The following is a 19,883-nucleotide window of genomic DNA, read 5'->3' as shown; positions in this document are numbered from 1 at the left end:
GCAGCCACGCATGGCGTGGCTCTACCAGGAAAAAAAGGGGACGGAGGGGATTAAGTCGTTTGTGCACAAACGACTTAATCCCCTCCGTCCCCTTTTTCGTGCAGAGCGGGCTCAGCCCTTGGCGGCCTTGAACGCCACGCGTGCGGCGGCCAGCGTGGCCTCGATCACGGCATCGTCGTGCGCGCTGGACAGGAAGCCGGCCTCGTACGCCGACGGTGCCAGGAACACGCCCTGGTCCAGCATCGCGTGGAAGAAGCGGTTGAACGCCGGGATGTCACAGGCGGTGGCCTGCGCATAGGTCTCCACCTTCTCGCTGGTGAAGAACAGGCCGAACATGGCGCCCACGTGGGTGGTGGTCACCGCCACGCCGGCGTCGGCAGCGGCCGCTTCCAGGCCGGCACACAGGCGCGCGGTGCGCTCGGCCAGGTCGGCGTGGAAGCCCGGCTGCTGGATCAGTTCCAGCATCGCCAGGCCGGCGGCCATCGCCACCGGGTTGCCGCTCAGCGTGCCAGCCTGGTAGATCGGGCCGTCCGGGGCGATCTGCTGCATCAGTTCGCGGCGGCCGCCGTAGGCACCCACCGGCATGCCGCCGCCGATGATCTTGCCGAAGGTGGTCAGGTCCGGGGTGATGCCGTAGTGCGCCTGTGCACCGCCAAGGGCAACGCGGAAACCGGTCATCACTTCGTCGAAGATCAGCAGCGCGCCATGCTTCGTGCACAGTTCGCGCAGGTGCTGCAGGTAGCCTTCGCGTGGCGGAATGCAGTTGGCGTTGCCGACCACCGGTTCGATGATCAGGCCGGCGATGTCGTCACCCTGCTGTTCGAACAGGGCAGTAGCCGCTTCGAAGTCGTTGTAGGGCAGGGTCAGGGTCAGTTCGCTCAGGCCGGCCGGCACGCCCGGCGAGGTCGGCACGCCCAGCGTCAGCATGCCGCTGCCGGCCTTGACCAGGAACGAGTCGCCATGGCCGTGGTAGCAGCCTTCGAACTTGACGATGCGGTTGCGGCCGGTGGCGCCACGCGCCAGGCGGATCGCCGACAGCGTGGCCTCAGTGCCGGAGTTGACCATGCGCACCATCTCGCATGACGGCACCAGTCGGGTGATGGTCTCGGCCATGGTCACTTCGGCCGCGCAGGGCGCGCCGAAGGACAGGCCATTGTCGATCGCCTTCTTCACCGCCTGGCGGACGGCCGGATGGTTGTGGCCGACGATCATCGGGCCCCAGGAACCGACATAGTCGATGTAGCGGTTGCCGTCGACGTCGTACAGGTAGGCGCCGTCGGCACGCTCGACGAAGAACGGTTCGCCGCCGACCGATTTGAACGCGCGCACCGGCGAATTGACGCCGCCCGGCAGCAGCTGCTGGGCGCGGGAGAACAGGGCGTGGGACTGGTCGTGGTTCATGCGGATTTCCTGGGCATTACGCGAACTGGGCGAGGTAGGCGCGCTGGATCGCAACCGGGTCTTCGGCGGCGAACACGCTGCTGACCACGGCGACCAGATCGGCGCCGGCGTCGATGATGGGACCGACATTGTCCGGCGTCAGGCCGCCGATCGCCACCCGCGGCACGCCCAGTGCGGCGCTTTGCCGCAGCAGGTCGGTATGGGCGCGGCTGCTGGTGATCTTGGTGGTGGTCGGGAAGAACGCGCCGAAGGCCACGTAGCTGGCGCCGGCGGCCACGGCCTGCTCGGCATTGGCCAGCTGGTCGTAGCAGGAGGCGCCGATGATGGCCTCGGCACCAAGCAGCGCGCGCGCGCTGGGGATGTCACCGTCGGTGCCGCCCAGATGCACGCCGGCGGCGCCGACCGCCTTGGCCAGCGCCGGGTCGTCGTTGACGATCAGCGGCACGCCGTGTTCCGCGCACAGCGCCTGCAGGGCGGTGGCCTGCTCCCGCCGCAGCGCGTCACTGGCGGTCTTGTTGCGGTACTGCAGCCAGGTCGCGCCGGCGGCCAGCAGCGGCGCGGTGCGGGCCAGCAGGCGTGCGGTATCGGGCTCGTCCGGGGTGATCAGGTAGACGCCGCGGGGCGCCGGGGAAGCAGAAGTCATCGATGGCTACCGGTGAGTGGACCGCGATGGGACAATGGCGGCCCGTGAATCCAGCCCTGATTATCCGATGAGCGATGCCACCCCCACCACCTTGCGTACCTGGATGTGCGTGGTCTGCGGCTTTCTTTACAGCGAAGCGGAAGGCTTGCCGGAAGAAGGCATCGCGCCGGGGACGCGCTGGGAAGACATTCCCGAGACCTGGACCTGCCCGGATTGCGGCGTGACCAAGGCCGATTTCGAGATGGTCGAGGTCGATTGATGGCGGGGCCTGCAGGCCCTTCTGTGGGTGCGGACCGTTGGTCCGCACACCGGACAACCTCAATGCAGCCGCGGTACCGGCCCACCGAGGTCGATCAGCTTCTCGCGCAGCCACTGCGCATCGCTGGCTTCCGGGTTGCGCTTCAGATACTGCCCCAGGTCATGCCGGGCACCGGCCAGGTACTCCAGCTGCAGGTAGGCCAGGCCACGGTCACGCAGCGCGTCGTCCTGCTCCGGGGCCAGCTTCAGCAGGCGGTCGGCACTGCGTGCGGCACGGTCCCATTCGCCCGCTTCGGCATACACACCGTGCAGGTTGCGCAGCATCCGCATCAGGATCGCGCGCGCAGGGGCCGGGTCGAGGATCTGCGCCAGCACCTGGTCGTCGGGCATCTGCCCGCCCAGGTGTGACTTGGCCCGCTCGCGCAGTTCGTCCACGTCCAGCGGGCGGCCGCCATTGAACGGGTCCATCACCAGCACGCCGTCGTCAACCGGCAGGCGCACCAGGAAGTGGCCGGGGAAGGACACGCCGTCGAGCGGAATGCCCAGCCGGCGCGCGACTTCCATCTGCACCAGCGCCAGCGAGATCGGGTTGCCCAGGCGGCGCTCGAATACCTGGTTGAGGTAGCTGTTGCGCGGGTCGTAGTACTCGTCGTGGTCGCCGCTGTAGCCCAGCTCGTCGAACAGATGGCGATTGATCGCTGCCATCTTCAATGGGCTGTTGTCGATGCTGTCCACTTCCGAACGGAGGTGGTCGACATGGCTCTGGATCAGCGCGTCGTAGGTGGACGGCTGCAGATCGGGGTATTCATCGCGCGCGATCAGCAGCGCGGTCGGCAACAGTGGCAGCGCCTCGTCTTCGAGGTCGGCCAGTGCATCCCAGTCGGGGAGTGAGATCTGGTCCTGCATGACCACAGACTGGCGGCAATTGCAGGCGGTTTCAAGCGGTGTCGCGTGAAAAATCCGGGGGGCAGATCCCTTTCGCGTGCGAAAGGGATCTGACCCCTGCAGGGTTGCCGGCCAGCGGCCGGCACTACCGCGGGCAGAACCCTGTTACTCGATGCCTGGGCCGAATTTCAGCTCCGTGCCGTCCTTCAGCTTGAGCTTCTCGGCCTGACCGGCGTTGAGCTCCAGCACATAGCGCGCCGGTCCACCGCTGGGGTAGGGCGGGCACATGTCGCCGGCCGAGCACGGCGGCACATCGCGCTGCTGGCTGACCAGCTTGCGCTGGCTGTCGAAGTACAGGATGTCCAGCGCAAGCTTGGTGTTCTTCATCCAGTACGCCTGCATTTCCTCGCGGTCGTGGATGAACAGCATGCCGTGATCGGCGGCCATCTGGTCGCGGAACATCAACCCGCGCGCGCGGGTTTCATCGTTGGTGGCCAGCTCCACCTGGTAGCGGGCGCCATCCAGCTCGACCCAATGGCGGGCCGCGTCGGTAGCACAGCCGGCCAGGGCCAGCAGCGGAAGCATCAGCAGCGAACGCAACAGCGACATCGTCAGGATCCTTCGAAAGGGTCAGAGCACGACCGGCGGCTCACCACCGACGATCACCACATCGGCGCGGCGGCGCGCGAACAGGCCCACGCAGACCACGCCGGGCAGCTGGTTGAGCTCGCGCTCCAGCTTTTCCGGATCGGTGATCTGCAGGTTGTGGATGTCCAGGATCTGGTTGCCGTTGTCGGTGACCACGCCTTCGCGCCAGGTCGGCTGGCCGCCGGTCATGTCGCGGATCTGGCGGGCGACCAGGCTGCGCGCCATCGGGATCACTTCCACCGGCAGCGGGAACTTGCCCAGCACCGGCACCTGCTTGCTCGGGTCGACGATGCAGATGAAGCGCTCGCTGGCCTCGGCGATGATCTTCTCGCGGGTCAGTGCGGCGCCGCCACCCTTGATCAGGCACTTGTTGGCGTCGCACTCATCGGCGCCGTCCACGTACAGCGACAGGTTGCCGCTGTGGTTCAGCTCGATCACCTCGATGCCGTGCTGCTTCAGGCGCGCGGTGCTCTGTTCGGAGCTGGACACGGCACCCTTGATGCGGTGCTGGATGCGGGCCAGGGCATCGATGAAATAGGCCACGGTGGAACCGGTGCCGACACCGACGATCATGCCGTCTTCAACGTACTCGATGGCTTTCTCGGCGGCCAGGCGCTTGGCTTCGGACATGGGAGAACTCTCAGGCAGGGAATCAGGATTTCTTTTCCAGCGACAGCAGCAGCTTCCACTGCGCGGCGGTCACCGGGAACACCGACAGGCGGTTGCCCTTGGCAACCAGCGGGAAGCCTTCACCGAGCTCCTCGGCGTGCAGCTTGATCTCGTCCAGCGCGATCACCTGCTTGAGCTTGCGGTCGAAGGCCACGTCCACCAGCATCCAGCGCGGGTTCTCGCGCGTGCTCTTGGGGTCGTGGTAGTCGGATTTCGGGTCGAACTGGGTGTCGTCCGGATAGGCCGGGCTGGCGACCGTGGCCAGGCCGACGATGCCGGGCACCTTGGTATTGGAGTGGTAGAACAGGATGCCGTCGCCCACCTGCATGCCATCGCGCATGAAATTGCGCGCCTGGTAGTTGCGCACCCCGTTCCAGGGTTCGACCTTGACCTTGGCCAGGTCATCGATGGAGAAGGCGTCCGGTTCGGACTTCATCAGCCAGTAGCGCTTGCGGGCGGTCATGCGTTCACGGGGGCAGCGGAGGGGAACAGGGGGCCGTCTTCGGTGCAGATCGCATCCACCGGCACGTCCCACGACGCCACCGGCAAGGACTCGACCTGCTGCACCGCGAATGCAGCACCGACCAGCCAGGGCGGCGCCGGCCGGTCGTGGCGGAAGGCGAAGCTGCGATCATACCAGCCGCCCCCCATGCCCAGCCGCCGGCACTGTGTGTCGAAGCCCACCAGCGGGGTCACCACCAGCGCCATCTGCGCCGGTTCCAGGGTGTCTTCCACGGCCACGTCCGGCTCGGGAATGCCATAGCGGTTGCTGGTCAATGCTTGCCCGGGCCGCCATGGCGCGAAGCGCAGTACGTCGCCGGCCAGCACTGGCAGGCAGTAGGTGAGTCCTTCGGGCAGCTGCAGCTGCCAGCGGTGAAGGGCGATTTCGCCATCCAGCGCCCAGTAGCCGGCCACGGCGCCTTCGCGCGGGGCGAACGGCAGGGCCAGCAGGGCATCGGCAAGCGATTCGGCGGCGGCGATGCGCTCAGCGGCGGAAAGGTCGCGGCGGCGTTGCCGCAGGTCGTGGCGCAGGGCCTGGCGCGGGTCGGTCATGGCAGCGTGCGGCAAGGATCAGCCGTCATTGTGCCGGAAAGAACAAGGGCGACGCCCGAAGACGCCGCCCTTGCTGGAATATTGCATTCTCCGCAATGTCGATGCATGCGAAACGACCTTGAACCCGGGGGCTCAAGTGGGAACGCTGGAGAACCATCGGGCTTCCCGCTACAAGGCGGACCTGCACTCCCGGCGCTGTCGCGCTCCCGGTGTCGTTCTTAAGGGACAAGGCGAATGTTTGCACATGCCGTCGAGTACCGCAGAGAACGCGTGGCCATTATAGCCAGCACGCAGCATCTGGATAGGCCGTTCGTCGGCAACAGTCCGTGCCAATTCAGATATGAGAAAAGGGGACGGAGGGGATTAAGACGTTTCCGGCACGGAAGGGGCGAATGCGCCTTGATTCCCTCCGTCCCCTCTTCTACGGGGTGCCGTCGATCGCGCGGTCCAGGCGCCGGTTCAGGTCGGCCAGCGTCTGCTGCAGGGCGACTGCCTGGCGGGCGTTCTCGTCGCGCAGCAGTTGCAGTTCATGGGCCAGGTTCAACGCCGCCAGCACGGCGACGCGGTCGACCGCGGCCATGCGGTTGCTGCCGCGGATTTCGCGCATGCGCGCATCGAGCAGGCGCGCGGCCGCCATCAGGCTGTCGCGTTCATCGCCGCCGACACCCACGGTGTATTCACGATCGAGGATGCGGACACTGACCGGTTCGGCGCTCATGTGTGCTGCTCCAGGGATTTGAGCCGGCTGATCATTGCTTCCACCCGCGAGCGTGCCTGCTCGTTCTTGGCCAGCAGCGTGGAACGCTCGGCCACCAGCTGTTCCTGCTGGTGGCGCAGGCTGCGGTTCTCCTCGGCCAGGCGCTGGTTGCGTTCAAGCAACGCTTCCACGCGGGCAGCGAAGTCCTGCAGCTGGGCAAGGGGATCGGCGGGTTCCATACGGGCACGATAGGCAAGCCGGGTAAGGGCGGTCAAGCGTTGTCGCAGCAAGGCCTGACGGTCGCAGAGAGGATGCCGTCGGGTTGCTACACTACGGGGTCTCACGGGCGCGCGCGTGCGCGCCCCGGGTTTCCTTTCCGAACGAGCCGCACGATGACCGAACTTCCCTCCGTCGACGACGTTACCCGCGCCAGCCAGGAACTGGGCCTGGGCGCCACCGCTGCCGAGCTGCACGGCGCACTGTGCGGCTGGCTGGCCGCCGGTGGTGCCCCCGGCAATGATTGGCCGGCGCGTGTGCTGGCCGACGACAACCTGCCGCCGGTGGCCGCCGACAGCGTGCTGGGGCAGCTGCTGCAGGTCACCATCAAGCAACTGGAAGACCGCGATTTCGCCTTCGAACTGCTGCTGACCGATGGCGACGACGTGTCCGCGCAGGCTGATGCCATGTTCAGCTGGACCCGTTCCTTCCTGGGCGGCTTCGGCCTGGGCAGCGGCGGCCGCCGCCCGACCCTGTCCGAAGAGGGCGAAGAAGCGCTGACCGACATGGCCAGCCTGGCGCGTGCCTCCAGCGAGGATTTCGAGGCCGGTGGCGATGACGATGACGAAGCCCTGTCCGAGATCGAGGAATTCATCCGCGTGGCGGTACTGCTGCTGCACGGTGACGTGGTGCTGGCCTCGCGCCATCGGCAGCGCCTGAACTGATGGACATCAAGCAGCGCACCGGCATCGCGGCCGGCGAATACAAGCGTCGCCGCCGCCAGCTGATGGACATGGCCGGCGAGGATGCGATCCTGGTGCTTCCCGCCGCGGCCGAGAAGGTGCGCAGCCTCGATACCCATTACCCGTTCCGGCAGGATTCGGACTTCCAGTACCTGAGCGGCTTCCCGGAGCCGGAAGCGGTGCTGGTGTTGATCCCGGGCCGCCGCCACGGCGAGGCCATCCTGTTCTGCCGTGAGCGCGACGCCGAGCGCGAGGCCTGGGACGGCAGCCGCGCCGGCCAGGAAGGCGCGGTGGCGCAGTACGGCATGGACGATGCGTACCCGATCGACGATCTGGACGACATCCTGCCGGGCCTGCTGGAAGGGCGTTCGCGCGTCTATTACCACTTCGGCCGCGACGCCGATTTCGACCTGAAGCTGATCGGCTGGGTCAACCGCGTGCGTTCGCAGGTGCGCCACGGCGCGCAGCCGCCGCATGAGTTCCTGGAGCTGGGCCACCTGCTGCATGAGCAGCGCCTGTTCAAGTCCGGTGCTGAAGTGGCGCTGATGCACCACGCCGCGCAGATCAGCGTGCGTGCACATCTGGCGGCGATGAAAGCGGCGAAGGCCGGCATCCACGAATACGAACTGCAGGCCGAACTGGAACGCGTGTTCCGCGCCAACGACGCGGTGCCGGCCTATTGCAGCATCGTCGGTGCAGGTCGCAACGGCTGCATCCTGCACTACCGCGACAACAACGCACGTTCGCGCGATGGTGAGCTGGTGCTGATCGACGCCGGTGCCGAATACCGCGGCTATGCCAGCGACATCACCCGCACGTTCCCGGTGAACGGCCGCTTCAGCGCCGAGCAGCGCGCGCTGCACGACCTGGTCGGTGACGCGCAGGCCGCGGCACTGGCCCAGGCCAAGCCGGGCGTGGCCTACGAGATGGGTCACCTGGCGGCGGTGCAGACCCTGACCGAAGGCCTGCTGCGGCTGGGCCTGCTGAAGGGCACGCTGGAAAAGAACCTGTCCGAGGGCCTGTACCAGCGTTTCTACCGGCACAAGACCGGGCACTGGATCGGCATGGACGTGCACGACGTGGGTGACTATCGCCTGGCCGGCGATTCGCGCCTGCTGGAGCCGGGCATGGCATTCACCATCGAGCCGGGGCTGTATATCGGCGTGGACGATACGACGGTGGAACCGCGCTGGCGCGGTATCGGCATCCGTACCGAGGATGACGTGCTGATCACCGATGACGGGCATCGCGTGCTGACCGAAGGCCTGGCGCGCAGCGCCGACGAGATTGAAGCGGTGATGGCGGGGTAAGGGGTTTCGGCAGGGCTTGCAGCCCTGCACCTGCTGCAATCAACGGCAACGTCAAAAACCGAAGCGGCATTCCGTGGGAGGGCGGGGCACTGTGGGTTTGCGGGGACGCCGCAAGTACGTCCCTGTAGGCTTGGTCGCCGCATCCATGCGGCTCACACCCCGCAAACCCACAGTGCCCCGCCTTTGACAGGTTCAGGCGGCTGTTGGTGGGTGCCGACCGTTGGTCGGCACATCTGTCAGATATCGAATGAATCATCCACGCATGGCGTGGATCTACTGGCCACTGCGGCCGTTGGAACGCGCGGCTGTTGGTAGGTGTCGACCTTGGTCGACACAGAGCGAGCGCAGCGAGCGACCCGCTTCTGCTTTTCTTTTTTCTTTTCTGTGGTTGAACGCGGCAGGAAACTGTCAAAGGCCGGCTTTAGCTCCAAGCGCCCAACCACGAGGGGCTCAGCCGTTCGCCGCCGCAAACTCCGGCCGCGTCAGGTTGTCCGCCTCGCCTTCAGTGCACAGCACTTCGTCTTCAATGCGGATGCCGCCATACGGACGGAAGAAGTCCACGCGGTCCCAGTTGATTGCATCGCCATGGCCGGCATCCTTCACTTCATTCAACAGCATGTCGATGAAGTACAGGCCCGGTTCGATGGTCACCACCATGCCCGGTTCCAGCACGCGGGTCAGGCGCAGGTACGGGTGGCCGGCCGGGCGCTCGATGCGGCCGCCTTCATCGCTGGCCGCGAAGCCGGCCACGTCGTGCACCTGCAGACCGATCAGGTGGCCGATGCCGTGCGGGAAGAACGCGGCGCTGACGCCGGTTTCCACTGCGGTCTGCGGCGAGACCTTGATCACGCCGAAGTCCTTCAGGACGCCCATCAGCGAAAGATGCGCGTCCACGTGCAGCTGCTTGTAGTCGAAGCCCGGGCGCACCGCCGCGCACATCTGCTGCTGCGCGGCGTCAACAGCGGCGATCATCGCCGCGAATTCGTCGTGGCCCTGTGCGGCGTAGGTGCGGGTGATGTCGCTGGCGTAGCCGTGCGCGCTGGCACCAGCATCGATCAGGAAGCTGCGCAGCGGCTGCGGTGCCTTGCGGCCCAGCTCGGTGTAATGCAGCACAGCGGCGTGTTCGTTCAACGCCACGATGTTGCCGTAGGGCAGCTCGTTGGCATCCTGGCCGACGGCCTGGCAGTACGCCATGTGGATGCTGAACTCGTCGGCGCCGTTGCGGAACGCGGCTTCGGCGGCACGGTGGCCGCGCGCGCCCAGCACCTGCGCCTGGCGCATCAGCGCGATTTCATACGGCGTCTTGCTGCCGCGGTGCCATTCCAGGTAGTTCACCACCGGCGCCGGGTTGTTCGGCACGTAGTTGCCCAGCGTGCTCTGCGGCTCGCCGAGGATCGCGCAGCGCGACGGGTCGGCCGGCAGCTGGGCCAGTGCCTCTTCGGGCTTGCGGATGATGTGGATGTCGAAGTGCTCCACCCACCAGCCACTCGGTGCGTCCGGTACCACGTGCCAGTAATCGAACGGCTGGTGGAAGATCACCGCCGGACGCTTGCCGGGGGTGAACACGATCCAGCTGTTGGGCACGCGGGTCAGCGGCAGCCAGGCCTTGAACTGCGGATTCACCGCATACGGGTAGTCGCGGTCGTCGAACACCTGGTAGTGCAGGGTGCCGCTGGGCACCACCAGATGATCGAAGCCGCCGCGGGCCAGCGCCTGTTCGGCGCGTCGGCACAGCACGGCCAGGTGGTCGGAATACAGGGCGCCGGGGTCTTGCTGGATCATTGCGGTGGCTCGACACGGAAAACGGCCCTAGATTCTGCCGCATACCGCGAAAAACCGCTGTGCCGGAACCGGCACTCAGGCCGTCGAAACCGGTCCCTCGTCGCTGTCCTCGCCCACCCACTGGCGCAGCAGCTGCCGATGTTCGCGTGACAGGGTCAGGAAGCGGAAGCCGGTCCAGCTCTGGCCGGGAACGTGTGCGGGCTCGCTCCACAGCAGGTGCACGCCCACATCGATGGCCTGCTGGCGGCCATCACCCAGTGGCAACGGGAAGCGCAGCTGGTACAACGCATCCTCGCGCAGCGGCACGCTGGCCAGCATCAGCATGCCGGTTTCGGAGACATTGCCGAGGCGTCCGACCACGCACTCGCGCATCTGGTCGGTGACCGGCACCAGGTCCGAGACCTGGCGGCGCGGCGCGCGGCGGGTGTCCTGCGGCGGTACGGCTTTCATGCGGGGGTCTCCTGTGCGCGGCCCGTGGCCAGTGCGCGCAGCGCACCAAGGCTGGCTTCCCAGGCACGGTCGACCAGCCGGCCCTTGTCTTCGGTGACCAGTTGCGCGCGCCCGGCACTGATCTGCCGTGCCAGCGTATCCAGGTCGGTATCGGTGATCTTCTGCCCGCGTGGATTGACGAACAGGGCGTGGCCGGTCAGCAGGCTGTACCAGGACAGGCGCTGGCGGCGCAGCGTGCCATCACCGGTATCGATGTCGAACCAGCTGCCGAACGGCAGCGTGGACAGCTGCTGGTAGGCGGCTTCTTCGGCACTGCTGCGGGGCGTTGCAGGCGCCGTGCCGGTGGGCGCGCCGGCGTGTTCGCCCAGGCGCGCACGTGCCTTCAGGCGGGCACTGAGTTCGGTACGCGAGGTGCTTTCATCCTCGCCGCCGGGCGTGGCCAGCCTGCGCGCGACGGCCGCGGCTTCCTCGGCGTGGTAGCCGACCTGCAGCAGTGCGGCCTCCACGTCCGCTGCCAACGCGGTATCGGTGCCGCCGGGGGCGTCGATGGCCTGTGCGGTGATGGCAGCGATACGCTCGGTCTGTTGCAGGCGTTCCTGCCACTGTGGCGAATCATCGCCATGACGCAGGCGGGTGAGGGTCAGTGCATCGGCCCAGGCCTGGCGCAACAGGGTCTGCACGAAGCGCGGTGGCGACTGCGTGTCGCAGCACTGGTCGATCTGTGCGGTGGCCTGGCGACGGGCCAGTTCCAATCGTTCCTTGCCGCGCGCGGCCTCCACGTGGCGGCGCTCGGCCAGTTCGGCACGATGGGCCGCCGCGCGCTGGTGCTGCTGCACGTCTTCGTTGGCAGCGGCGAAGGCTTCCGGCGCGCGTGCATCCTGGCCGAGCAGGCCCTGCACGCTCTGCGCCATGCGCTGCAGCAGCTGCGGATCGACATCGTCGTCGCCCAGCCAGTTGGCACCGACTTCGGCGATCTGGTTGAGCAGCTCACGCGCGGGATGTTCGTCGCGTACGAAGAAGCCCGGGTCGGCCATGGCCGCGCGTGCCAGGGGCACCTGCAGGCGGGCCAGCAGGGCGGCCGGCACCGGATCGGGACGTTGCTGCTGTTGCACCTGCTGCATCAGCATGCGCAGCAGGTCCAGGTTGTCCCGGTCGTGACTGCCCAGCTGGGCCTGCGCACCATGCTCGCTGCGCAGCTGCGCGACCACGGCCGCTTGCAGGTCGGCCACGCCGGTTGCCGCGCTGGACTGAGCCTGCAGACGCGCGAGTACCGCGTCGACTGCCGCACTGGGCACTGCGCCGCTGTCCGCCGGGGCAGGGCTGGCGTGCCGGGCCTGCTGCAGCAGCTCATGCAAAGCACTGCCGGTGGATGTGGTCACGCCCGGCGTGGCGGGGCCGGCTGCACCACCCTCGTGGAAGGCGTCCTGTACCAGGCTGGACCAGGAGCCGGCCGGTGCCGAACCGTTCCAGCCGGTCAGGGGGGCCGCGCTGCGCTTGGCCGGCTGCGTGGTGCGGCCGCCACCCACCGACTGGGTGATGATCCGCCGCGTGCTCGACGAGCGTGCCAGGTAGGGGGTGTAGACCAGCCCCGGCAGTACGCCGGACTGGGCCAGCAGGGCATTGGCACGGTCAAGGATATCGCCCAGCCGTTCCAGCACCTGTCGTTCGAAACTGCGATACAGCGCCAGCTGTACGTCGACGCTCAGCGCGTCCTGTTCGGCAATCCGGCGCACCATCGCGCACAGTGCCTGCGGCGCCAGCGGCAGGGTGTCGGCCTCGAAGGCCGGCGCCGCCGCCAGTACCCCCAGGCGTTGGCCGAGCAGGTTCAGTGTGTTGGTTGAACGCTGGGTTTCGCGCCGCACCATCTCGGTCAGCAGCAGGTCGCGATCCACTTCGTGCTCATCAACCAGCGACAGCCCGAGCATGCCCGGCAGCGCTGGCGGCGTAGCACTGGTGCTGACACCGTTGGCCGGTTCGCGCAACCGTGCGAGGGCGTCGGCAACGGCATCGAGCATGCGGTCGGCGAAGTGGCCAGCGAAGGCGTGCAGCTGTCCACGCTGGGCCATCAGTTCGGCCTGCTGCTGCGGATTGCGTGCGCGATCGGCGTCGTGCAGCAGGGTCTGCTCCAGCGCTTCGACAGTCAGGATCAGGGGCGCGGCCAGCGTCTGCCGGCACAGGCCGATCAGCGCGCCCAGCAGCTCACGTACCCGCGGTGGCAGGTCGCTGGCGGCCAGGCGGTTCTTGTCGGCAGGAGTGATGGAAAAGACAGCTGACATCGGCAGGCGGTATCCGGATTCCCGCGGATCGATCTGGTGAATCTACCGTGTCGGCCGCTGTCGGCGCTACTTTAGGGCGAATGTGCATCCCATTCGCCGGGCATGGCCCGACCGATGAACGGTAGTGCCGGCCGCTGGCCGGCAATCCGCGCCGATCGAGCTGCCGGCCAGCGGCCGGCACTACCCCCTGTCAGGCGAGGATCACTCCTCCAGGAACAGGCTCACCACATCGTTGGTGAAACGGCGGCCCAGTTCGGTCGGCTGCACATGGCCATCGGTCACGTCCAGCCAGCCGCGCTGCACGGCCTCGGCCAGCGGTGCATCCAGCACGCTGCGCGACAGCCCGGTACGCGACTCGAAATCGCGCAGGCCGAAGCCTTCGTGCAGGCGCAGCAGATTCAGCATGTACTCGAAGGGCAGGCGCTCAGGCGCGATCACATCGTCACCCCCGAACGAGGCCGGGGTGCCCGCGCTGTCCAGATAAGCCTGCGGATGCTTCAGCTTCCAGCGTCGCAGCACGTGTTCCTCGGCGCCCGAGCTGATCTTGCCATGCGCGCCGGCACCGATGCCCAGGTAATCGCCGAAGCGCCAGTAGTTCAGGTTGTGCGCGCTCTGCCGGCCAGGGCGTGCGTAGGCGCTCACCTCGTACTGGCCGAAACCGGCCTGCGCCAGCAGCGCCTGGCAGTGTTCCTGCATGTCCCAGGCGTTGTCTTCATCGGGAATGCCCTGCGGCGGCCGCGCGAAGAACACCGTGTTCGGTTCCAGGGTCAGCTGGTAGTGCGAGATGTGTGCCGGCTGCAGCGCGAACGCGCGTTCCAGATCAGCCTCGGCACCGGCCAGGGTCTGTTCCGGCAGCGCGTACATCAGGTCGATGTTGAAGTTGTCGTAACCCGCGTCCTGCGCCATCTTCACCGCGCGCTCGGCTTCGCCACTGTCGTGGATGCGGCCCAGGCGCTTGAGCATCGCATCGTCGAAACTCTGGATACCGAAGCTGAGGCGATTGACGCCGGCCGCGCGATAGCGGTCGAAGCGGCCATGCTCGGCGGTGCCCGGGTTGGTTTCCAGGGTGATCTCGGCATTGGGCGCGAAACGCAGGCGTGCACTGGCCTGTTGCAGGAAACGGTCGATTGCTTCCGGCGGGAACAGGCTGGGCGTGCCGCCACCGAAGAACACGCTGTGCACCACCCGGCCCCAGACCAGCGGCAGGTCCTGGTCGAGGTCGCGCAGCAGCGCATCGATGTAGGCATCGAACGGCAGCTCGCCCTTGGCCTGGTGCGAATTGAAATCGCAGTACGGGCATTTGCGCACGCACCACGGCAGGTGCACGTACAGCGACAGCGGGGGTGGCACCAGTCGTACCGAAGTGTCGTGGTCCGCCGAACAGGCTTCGCCGGGCAGGTGGTTGCAGTGGTCGTGGGCGTGCGGCATGGGCTTCTTCGGTAGTGCCGGCCGCTGGCCGGCTTCCCTGGTTCGATCGGGTGGCGTCAGTACAGCGTCGCCAACTGCTGCTTGAGCTGTTGCAGGGCGAGGGCACGGTGGCTGATGGCGTTCTTCAGTGCCGGCTCCATCTCCGCGGCGGTCAGGCCGTGGGTGGTATCCAGGAACACCGGGTTGTAGCCGAAACCATTCGTGCCGCGCAGTTCGCGGATGATCTGGCCCTCCCAGCGACCTTCGCAGATCAGCGGCTGCGGATCGGTGGCGTGACGCAGCAGCACGATCACCGCATAGAAGCGGGCGCCGCGCTGGCCATCGGGAACGTCGGCCATCGCCTCCAGCAGCTTGGCGTTGTTGGCCGCGGCATTGGTCGGGTGGCCGGCATAGCGCGCGCTGTAAAGGCCCGGCGCACCGCCGAGGGCATCGACGATCAGGCCGGAATCATCGGCCAGCGCCGGCAGGCCGGTCGCTTCGCAGGCCGCGCGCGCCTTCAGCAGCGCGTTCTCTACGAAGGTCAGGCCGGTTTCTTCCACGTCGCCCAGGCCCAGCTCGGCGGCCGAGGTGATCTGCAGCGGCAGGTCGGCGAGGATCTCCTGCATCTCCACCAGCTTGCCGGCGTTGTGGCTGGCCAGTACCAGTTTCTTCATTGACGGGGCTCCAGCAGGTCCCAGGTGTTGCCATACAAATCGCGGAACACCGCGACCGTTGCATAGGGTTCTTCGCGCGGCGCTTCCAGGAACTCGACCCCGGCGGCCAGCATCGCCGCGTGGTCGCGGTGGAAGTCATCGGTGTTGAGGAAGAAGGCGACGCGGCCACCGGTCTGGTTGCCGATGCGGCTGCGCTGTTCCTCGTCGCTGGCACGGGCCAGCAGCAGGGCGGCAGCGCTGCCGTCGGTCGGCCCCACCACCACCCAGCGCTTGTGGCCCTGGTCGATGTCCTCCAGCAGTGCGAAGCCGAGCTTGCCGGTGTACCAGGCAATGGCTTCGTCGTAGTCGGCCACCACCAGGGTGGTCAGGGCGATGCGCCGGTTCATGCCGACAGCGCCGCCTGCTGTGCGTCCAGCAGCTCGCGCACGCCCTTTTCGGCCAGGCCCAGCAGCGCGTCCAGTTCATCGCGGCGGAAGGCATGGCCTTCGGCGGTGCCCTGCAGCTCGATGAAGCCACCGCCGTCGTTCATCACCACGTTCATGTCGGTGTCGCAGTCGCTGTCTTCGGCGTAGTCCAGGTCCAGCACCGGGGTGCCGCGGTAGACGCCGACCGACACCGCTGCCACCGCGCCCAGGATCGGGTTGCGCTTGATGTCGCCGCGCTTCATCAGCACATTCACCGCATCGACCAGGGCCACGTAGGCGCCGGTGATGGCGGCGGTGCGGGTGCCGCCGTCGGCCTGCAGCACGTCGCAGTCGAGGGTGATGGTGCGCTCGCCCAGCGCGTTGCGGTCCACGCAGGCACGCAGGCTGCGGCCGATCAGGCGCTGGATCTCCAGCGTGCGGCCGCCCTGCTTGCCACGGGCCGCTTCGCGGTCGCTGCGGGTGTGGGTGGCGCGCGGCAGCATGCCGTACTCGGCGGTCACCCAGCCTTCGCCCTTGCCGCGCAGGAAGCCCGGCACGCGGTTCTCGACGCTGGCGGTGCACAGCACACGGGTTTCACCGAAGCACACCAGCACCGAACCTTCGGCGTGGCGGGTGAAGCCGCGTTGGATGACGACCGGGCGGAGCTGGTCGGGCTGGCGGCCGCTGGGGCGGGAATCGGACATGGTGCGGGTTCCGTAATGGCGAGGGAGTACGCCGCCACGCCCGCAGCCTTCACGGGGCGGGCAAGGGGGCTCTGGTGAGGGCGCTAGGGTACCATTCCCCCTTTGCACGCACCGGACACAATCCATGATTCGAAGCATGACCGCCTATGCCGGCGGCGAGCGGGTCACCCCGTGGGGCACGCTGGGCTGCGAGCTGCGCTCGGTCAACCACCGCTTCCTGGAGGTCGGCACCCGCCTGCCCGAGGAACTGCGGGCGCTCGAGCCGCAGTTGCGCGAGCGTATCGCCGCGCGCCTGAGCCGCGGCAAGCTGGATCTGGTGATGCGCCTGCGCGCGCCGGAAGCGGCCGCCAACCTGCAGGTGGACGAGGCCCTGCTGGGCCAGCTGGGCCGCCTGGCACACCGCCTGACCTCCGATTTCCCCAATCTGCAGGTCAGCTTCACCGATCTGCTGCAGCTGCCGGGCGTCACCCGTGGCGAGGCCACCGATGCCGCCGCCCTGCAGGTCGAGGCACTGGCCCTGCTGGACCAGGTGCTGGATGGCTTCGTCGAGGCCCGTGAGCGCGAAGGCGGCAAGTTGTCGGCCGCCATCAGCGAACGCGTGGACGGTATCGAACGCATCGCTACCGAAGTGCGCACCTTGATTCCGGCCATTCGCGACGGCCAGCGCGCCAAGCTTGCCGCACGCCTGGCTGACCTGCCGCACCCGGTCGACCCCGGTCGCGCCGAGCAGGAACTGGTGCTGTGGCTGCAGAAGCTGGACGTGGATGAAGAGCTGGACCGCCTCGGCAGCCACATCGTCGAGATCCGCCGCGTGCTCAAGCAGCGCGAGCCGGTCGGCCGCCGCCTGGACTTCCTGCTGCAGGAGTTCAACCGCGAAGCCAACACGCTGGGGTCGAAGTCGGTGGACAGCCGTACGTCCAATGCCGCGGTGGAGCTGAAGGTGCTGATCGACCAGATCCGCGAACAGGTGCAGAACATCGAGTGATAGGGCGTGCCCGGGCGTGCCGTCAGGTCATCGAAGATGCGTGCCCTGGCGGTTGGGACGAGCGTGTGATGGGTGATCATTGATCCGCCTGGGTACGCATTTGGGGGATATTCAACGTCTCCCCTTCGATGCGCGGGCTGCGCCTACCTCCCTAGCGCTGCAGCAGTTCGGTGTATTGCTTGTAGCTGAACTGCTGGTTCCGTTTCTGATTCCCGGTACCGACAAGGACGTCAACGCTTTGCAGGACTTTGACAGCCGCGCTGGCGGTGGGAAATGTCACCCCCAGCCTTTCAGCTGCAAATGTAATGGTGAAGCGCGGCATCGTAGGCAGCATTTCGAACAAGCGGATCGCCTGCACCGTGCCGTCTTTCGCAGCCATGACCTTTCTCCGGTCGGCTGCGATGAGTGAGGCGATGTCGATGATGTTTCTTTGGGCGTTCTCGGCGGCTTCGGTCGTGCAGTCGAGGAAGAAGCGGATCCAACTCTCCCAGTCGCCATCGGCGCGGATGGCCGACAGAAGCCGGTAGTACTCGTCTTGATGTTTCTTGAGTTCGCCAGAGACATAGAGCAGTGGCTCCGGCAGCAGCTTCCAGTCTTCCAGCAATGCTGCAATCAGCAAGCGGCCTATGCGCCCATTGCCATCAAGGAACGGGTGGATCGTTTCGAACTGTGCATGGATCAAGGCAATGCGGACCAGAGGAGGAAGGTCTGTCGTAGGCTCGTGGATATAGCGCTCCATCTCACCCAGCAACCGTCCGACTTCCATGTGAGGAGGGGGGACGTAAAGAGCATTGCCTGGCCGGGTACCTGCGATCCAGTTCTGGGAGCGGCGCACTTCACCAGGTAACTTCTGCTCGCCGCGCGCACTGTTCAAAAGGATGCTATGTGCTTCGCACAACAGGCGCGTTGAGATCGGCAGGCCCCAATCGTGTTTCAGCTGGTCTCGCACATACGCGAACGCTTGCAGGTAATTCGTCACGTCGCTGACGTCTGTGGTACTGGCCACGTCGATTCCGGATTCTTGATCCAGCAGATCCGTCAGTGTCGCCTGAGTTCCCTCCATCTGGGAGGTCAACAAGGCCTCCTTGCGGATGGAGCTGTAGATCAGCCATTCAGCAGAAGCGACCAAACCTGACATGGCGGAGAGCCGTCCCAGCGCCGCCTCGGCTGCCGCATTGGCCATGTAGCAAGCAGGATCAAGGGGCGGCAATGGATGGGGCACGAAGGCCTTGACAAGCTCGCCGCCCGAATCGGTGGTGGTGTAAGTGCCGGTGGTCCTGGGCATTTGCGCTCCTGGCGAGGCGTTGTTAAAGGGATCTTTAAGAATCTCGGCCGCTATTAAAGCATGCTTTAATAGTGCTGAGGTTGCTCCCAGTGGCACGTTATCCGAGCAAACCGATGAAGTGGTGCCGCCGCCATGGCTGCGGATCTCAACGACGGGGGATGCGCGCCCGAGGCAAGAACATCTCAAACCACCCTGACGCCCGCCGCTCCCTCGCTCAAGCGCCCCAGCACGGCCGCCTGGCCGAACCCCGCATCGTTGAAGCAGGCCAGCACCGCATCCACCGCTTCCGGGGCGCACGACACCAGCAGGCCGCCGCTGGTCTGCGGGTCGGTCAGCAGTGGCTGCCAGTGGGCGGCCAAGCCCTCGGCGAAGCGCACCTCGGCGCCATACGAGGCCCAGTTGCGGTTGGAGGCGCCGGTTACGCAGCCGCGTTGCAGCAGGTCCAGGGTCTGCGGCAGCAGCGGCACCTGTGCACTGTCCACCTCGGCGGCCACGCCACTGGCGCGGCACACTTCCAGCAGGTGGCCGAGCAGGCCGAAACCGGTGACGTCGGTCATCGCGTGCACGCCATCCTGCGCGGCAAGGGACATGCCCACGCTGTTCAGGCGGGTGGTCGACTCGATCATCTGACGGTAGCCCTCGGCATCCAGCACTTCTTTCTTCAGTGCCGACGAATACACGCCCACCCCCAATGGTTTGCCCAGCACCAGTACGTCACCGGCGCGGGCATCGGCATTGCGCTTGAGCCGTTGCGGGTCGAGCACACCGATCGCGGCCAGGCCGTAGATGGGTTCCACCGAATCGATGCTGTGGCCACCAGCCACCACGATGCCGGCATCAGCACAGGCGCGTTCGCCACCCTGCAGGATGCCGCGGATGGTGTCCTGCGGCAGGCTGTTGATTGGCATGCCGACGATGGCCAGTGCGAACAGCGGGCGCGCGCCCATCGCATACAGGTCCGACAGCGCATTGGTGGCGGCGATGCGGCCGAAGTCGAACGGGTCGTCGACGATCGGCATGAAGAAGTCGGTGGTGGCGACGATCGCCTGATGGTCATCGAGGCGGTACACCGCCGCGTCGTCGCTGGTCTCGCGGCCGACCAGCAGCTCGGCCGGTGCCGGAAGCGCCGGAACGCCACGCAGCAGTTCGGTCAGCACGCCGGGCGCGATCTTGCAGCCGCAGCCACCGCCATGCGCGAGAGACGTCAGTCGTTGCGGGGCATCGGCCGTTGAAGGAGCGGGGGACTGCGCGTGCGTGGCCATGCCGACATCTCCTGCGGAAACACGAATGGCGGAAGGCAGCAGGAGTCGAACCTACCAGGGAACGATCGACGCCCCCTACTGGGTTTGAAGCCCAGCCGCATGCCCGGATGCGCATGCCTTCCGAAAGTACG

At 66.9% G+C, this 19,883-nt stretch carries 22 protein-coding genes, 1 tRNA gene and 1 other RNA gene; 4 read left to right on the top strand and 20 right to left on the bottom strand.

The window, feature by feature from the left end; all coding sequences use genetic code 11:
• Positions 1 to 111: 111 nt before the first annotated feature.
• Both hemL and thiE read right to left on the bottom strand, forming a co-directional pair.
• The gene (gene hemL / locus ACZK3J_RS18655; RefSeq protein WP_478476155.1) at positions 112 to 1,401 is read right to left on the bottom strand and encodes a glutamate-1-semialdehyde 2,1-aminomutase; all 1,290 of its coding nucleotides are present in this window, start codon (positions 1,399 to 1,401) and stop codon (positions 112 to 114) included.
• A 16-nt stretch (positions 1,402 to 1,417) separates the two neighbouring features.
• On the bottom strand, positions 1,418 to 2,044 hold the full coding sequence (gene thiE / locus ACZK3J_RS18650) for a thiamine phosphate synthase (RefSeq protein ID WP_032128373.1): 627 nt from the start codon (positions 2,042 to 2,044) through the stop codon (positions 1,418 to 1,420).
• 34 nt (positions 2,045 to 2,078) lie between these two features.
• Between thiE and ACZK3J_RS18645 the strand changes: the two genes are divergently transcribed.
• On the top strand, positions 2,079 to 2,303 hold the full coding sequence (locus ACZK3J_RS18645; protein ID WP_014038358.1) for a rubredoxin: 225 nt from the start codon (positions 2,079 to 2,081) through the stop codon (positions 2,301 to 2,303).
• Between the two features lie 59 nt (positions 2,304 to 2,362).
• Here the strand turns inward: ACZK3J_RS18645 and ACZK3J_RS18640 are convergent, their stop codons facing one another.
• The 8 genes from ACZK3J_RS18640 to ACZK3J_RS18605 form a co-directional block, all read right to left on the bottom strand.
• Positions 2,363 to 3,208 (bottom strand): SirB1 family protein, encoded by an 846-nt coding sequence (locus ACZK3J_RS18640; RefSeq protein ID WP_049400716.1) that lies wholly within the window; start codon positions 3,206 to 3,208, stop codon positions 2,363 to 2,365.
• 144 nt (positions 3,209 to 3,352) lie between these two features.
• Positions 3,353 to 3,796, bottom strand: coding sequence for a DUF192 domain-containing protein (locus tag ACZK3J_RS18635; RefSeq protein ID WP_049421686.1), 444 nt, complete (start codon positions 3,794 to 3,796; stop codon positions 3,353 to 3,355).
• Positions 3,797 to 3,817: 21 nt separating this feature from the next.
• A complete protein-coding gene (gene rpiA, locus ACZK3J_RS18630; protein ID WP_006389802.1) occupies positions 3,818 to 4,465 on the bottom strand; it encodes a ribose-5-phosphate isomerase RpiA in 648 nt (215 codons plus the stop codon).
• Positions 4,466 to 4,487: 22 nt separating this feature from the next.
• Positions 4,488 to 4,967 (bottom strand): EVE domain-containing protein, encoded by a 480-nt coding sequence (locus tag ACZK3J_RS18625; RefSeq protein ID WP_032128370.1) that lies wholly within the window; start codon positions 4,965 to 4,967, stop codon positions 4,488 to 4,490.
• The gene (locus ACZK3J_RS18620) at positions 4,964 to 5,557 is read right to left on the bottom strand and encodes a 5-formyltetrahydrofolate cyclo-ligase (RefSeq protein WP_134951474.1); all 594 of its coding nucleotides are present in this window, start codon (positions 5,555 to 5,557) and stop codon (positions 4,964 to 4,966) included. The genes ACZK3J_RS18625 and ACZK3J_RS18620 overlap by 4 nt, the downstream gene beginning before the upstream one ends.
• An 83-nt stretch (positions 5,558 to 5,640) precedes the next feature.
• Positions 5,641 to 5,826, bottom strand: a non-coding RNA gene (ssrS, locus tag ACZK3J_RS18615) — 6S RNA.
• 152 nt (positions 5,827 to 5,978) lie between these two features.
• The gene (locus tag ACZK3J_RS18610; RefSeq protein WP_005410899.1) at positions 5,979 to 6,275 is read right to left on the bottom strand and encodes a cell division protein ZapA; all 297 of its coding nucleotides are present in this window, start codon (positions 6,273 to 6,275) and stop codon (positions 5,979 to 5,981) included.
• Entirely contained in the window at positions 6,272 to 6,493 is a 222-nt protein-coding gene (locus tag ACZK3J_RS18605; protein WP_005410898.1) for a TIGR02449 family protein, read from the bottom strand. Before ACZK3J_RS18605 ends, ACZK3J_RS18610 begins: the two co-directional genes overlap by 4 nt.
• Before the next feature lie 153 nt (positions 6,494 to 6,646).
• On the opposite strand from ACZK3J_RS18605, the gene ACZK3J_RS18600 reads away from it, so the two are divergent.
• Both ACZK3J_RS18600 and ACZK3J_RS18595 read left to right on the top strand, forming a co-directional pair.
• Positions 6,647 to 7,195, top strand: a complete 549-nt coding sequence (locus ACZK3J_RS18600) for a YecA/YgfB family protein (RefSeq protein WP_032128368.1) — start codon at positions 6,647 to 6,649, stop codon at positions 7,193 to 7,195.
• Between the two features lie 5 nt (positions 7,196 to 7,200).
• Positions 7,201 to 8,523, top strand: a complete 1,323-nt coding sequence (locus tag ACZK3J_RS18595; protein ID WP_100437673.1) for an aminopeptidase P N-terminal domain-containing protein — start codon at positions 7,201 to 7,203, stop codon at positions 8,521 to 8,523.
• Between the two features lie 450 nt (positions 8,524 to 8,973).
• On the opposite strand, the gene pepQ is transcribed toward ACZK3J_RS18595, so the two are convergent.
• The 7 genes from pepQ to rph all read right to left on the bottom strand — a co-directional run bounded on the left by pepQ (position 8,974) and on the right by rph (position 16,220).
• Positions 8,974 to 10,305 (bottom strand): Xaa-Pro dipeptidase, encoded by a 1,332-nt coding sequence (pepQ, locus tag ACZK3J_RS18590; protein WP_478476154.1) that lies wholly within the window; start codon positions 10,303 to 10,305, stop codon positions 8,974 to 8,976.
• Between the two features lie 75 nt (positions 10,306 to 10,380).
• Positions 10,381 to 10,755, bottom strand: coding sequence for a PilZ domain-containing protein (locus tag ACZK3J_RS18585; protein WP_010484030.1), 375 nt, complete (start codon positions 10,753 to 10,755; stop codon positions 10,381 to 10,383).
• Positions 10,752 to 13,031, bottom strand: coding sequence for a DUF1631 family protein (locus tag ACZK3J_RS18580; protein ID WP_149908742.1), 2,280 nt, complete (start codon positions 13,029 to 13,031; stop codon positions 10,752 to 10,754). Before ACZK3J_RS18580 ends, ACZK3J_RS18585 begins: the two co-directional genes overlap by 4 nt.
• Before the next feature lie 201 nt (positions 13,032 to 13,232).
• The gene (gene hemW, locus ACZK3J_RS18575) at positions 13,233 to 14,459 is read right to left on the bottom strand and encodes a radical SAM family heme chaperone HemW (RefSeq protein WP_049461727.1); all 1,227 of its coding nucleotides are present in this window, start codon (positions 14,457 to 14,459) and stop codon (positions 13,233 to 13,235) included.
• A gap of 56 nt (positions 14,460 to 14,515) precedes the next feature.
• A complete protein-coding gene (rdgB, locus tag ACZK3J_RS18570) occupies positions 14,516 to 15,112 on the bottom strand; it encodes an RdgB/HAM1 family non-canonical purine NTP pyrophosphatase (protein WP_049461728.1) in 597 nt (198 codons plus the stop codon).
• A complete protein-coding gene (locus ACZK3J_RS18565; RefSeq protein WP_032956062.1) occupies positions 15,109 to 15,498 on the bottom strand; it encodes a VOC family protein in 390 nt (129 codons plus the stop codon). The genes rdgB and ACZK3J_RS18565 overlap by 4 nt, the downstream gene beginning before the upstream one ends.
• A complete protein-coding gene (rph, locus tag ACZK3J_RS18560) occupies positions 15,495 to 16,220 on the bottom strand; it encodes a ribonuclease PH (RefSeq protein ID WP_012512000.1) in 726 nt (241 codons plus the stop codon). The genes ACZK3J_RS18565 and rph overlap by 4 nt, the downstream gene beginning before the upstream one ends.
• Positions 16,221 to 16,344: 124 nt before the next feature.
• Here rph and ACZK3J_RS18555 point away from each other — a divergent pair, with 124 nt between their 5' ends.
• Positions 16,345 to 17,205, top strand: a complete 861-nt coding sequence (locus ACZK3J_RS18555; RefSeq protein ID WP_019661992.1) for a YicC/YloC family endoribonuclease — start codon at positions 16,345 to 16,347, stop codon at positions 17,203 to 17,205.
• 151 nt (positions 17,206 to 17,356) lie between these two features.
• Here the strand turns inward: ACZK3J_RS18555 and ACZK3J_RS18550 are convergent, their stop codons facing one another.
• From ACZK3J_RS18550 to ACZK3J_RS18540, 3 genes are all read right to left on the bottom strand, one after another.
• Complete coding sequence (locus tag ACZK3J_RS18550) at positions 17,357 to 18,490, bottom strand: Fic family protein (RefSeq protein ID WP_049461729.1); 1,134 nt, start codon at positions 18,488 to 18,490, stop codon at positions 17,357 to 17,359.
• Positions 18,491 to 18,672: 182 nt separating this feature from the next.
• The gene (gene selD / locus ACZK3J_RS18545) at positions 18,673 to 19,752 is read right to left on the bottom strand and encodes a selenide, water dikinase SelD (protein WP_478476153.1); all 1,080 of its coding nucleotides are present in this window, start codon (positions 19,750 to 19,752) and stop codon (positions 18,673 to 18,675) included.
• Positions 19,753 to 19,778: 26 nt separating this feature from the next.
• Positions 19,779 to 19,874, bottom strand: a tRNA-Sec gene (locus ACZK3J_RS18540).
• Between the last annotated feature and the right edge of the window lie 9 nt (positions 19,875 to 19,883).

It is taken from the genome of Stenotrophomonas sp. 86428_Sma, assembly GCF_056481585.1.
Note: the sequence above shows the minus strand (reverse complement) of the source record. Positions and strands in the feature narration are given on the sequence as shown.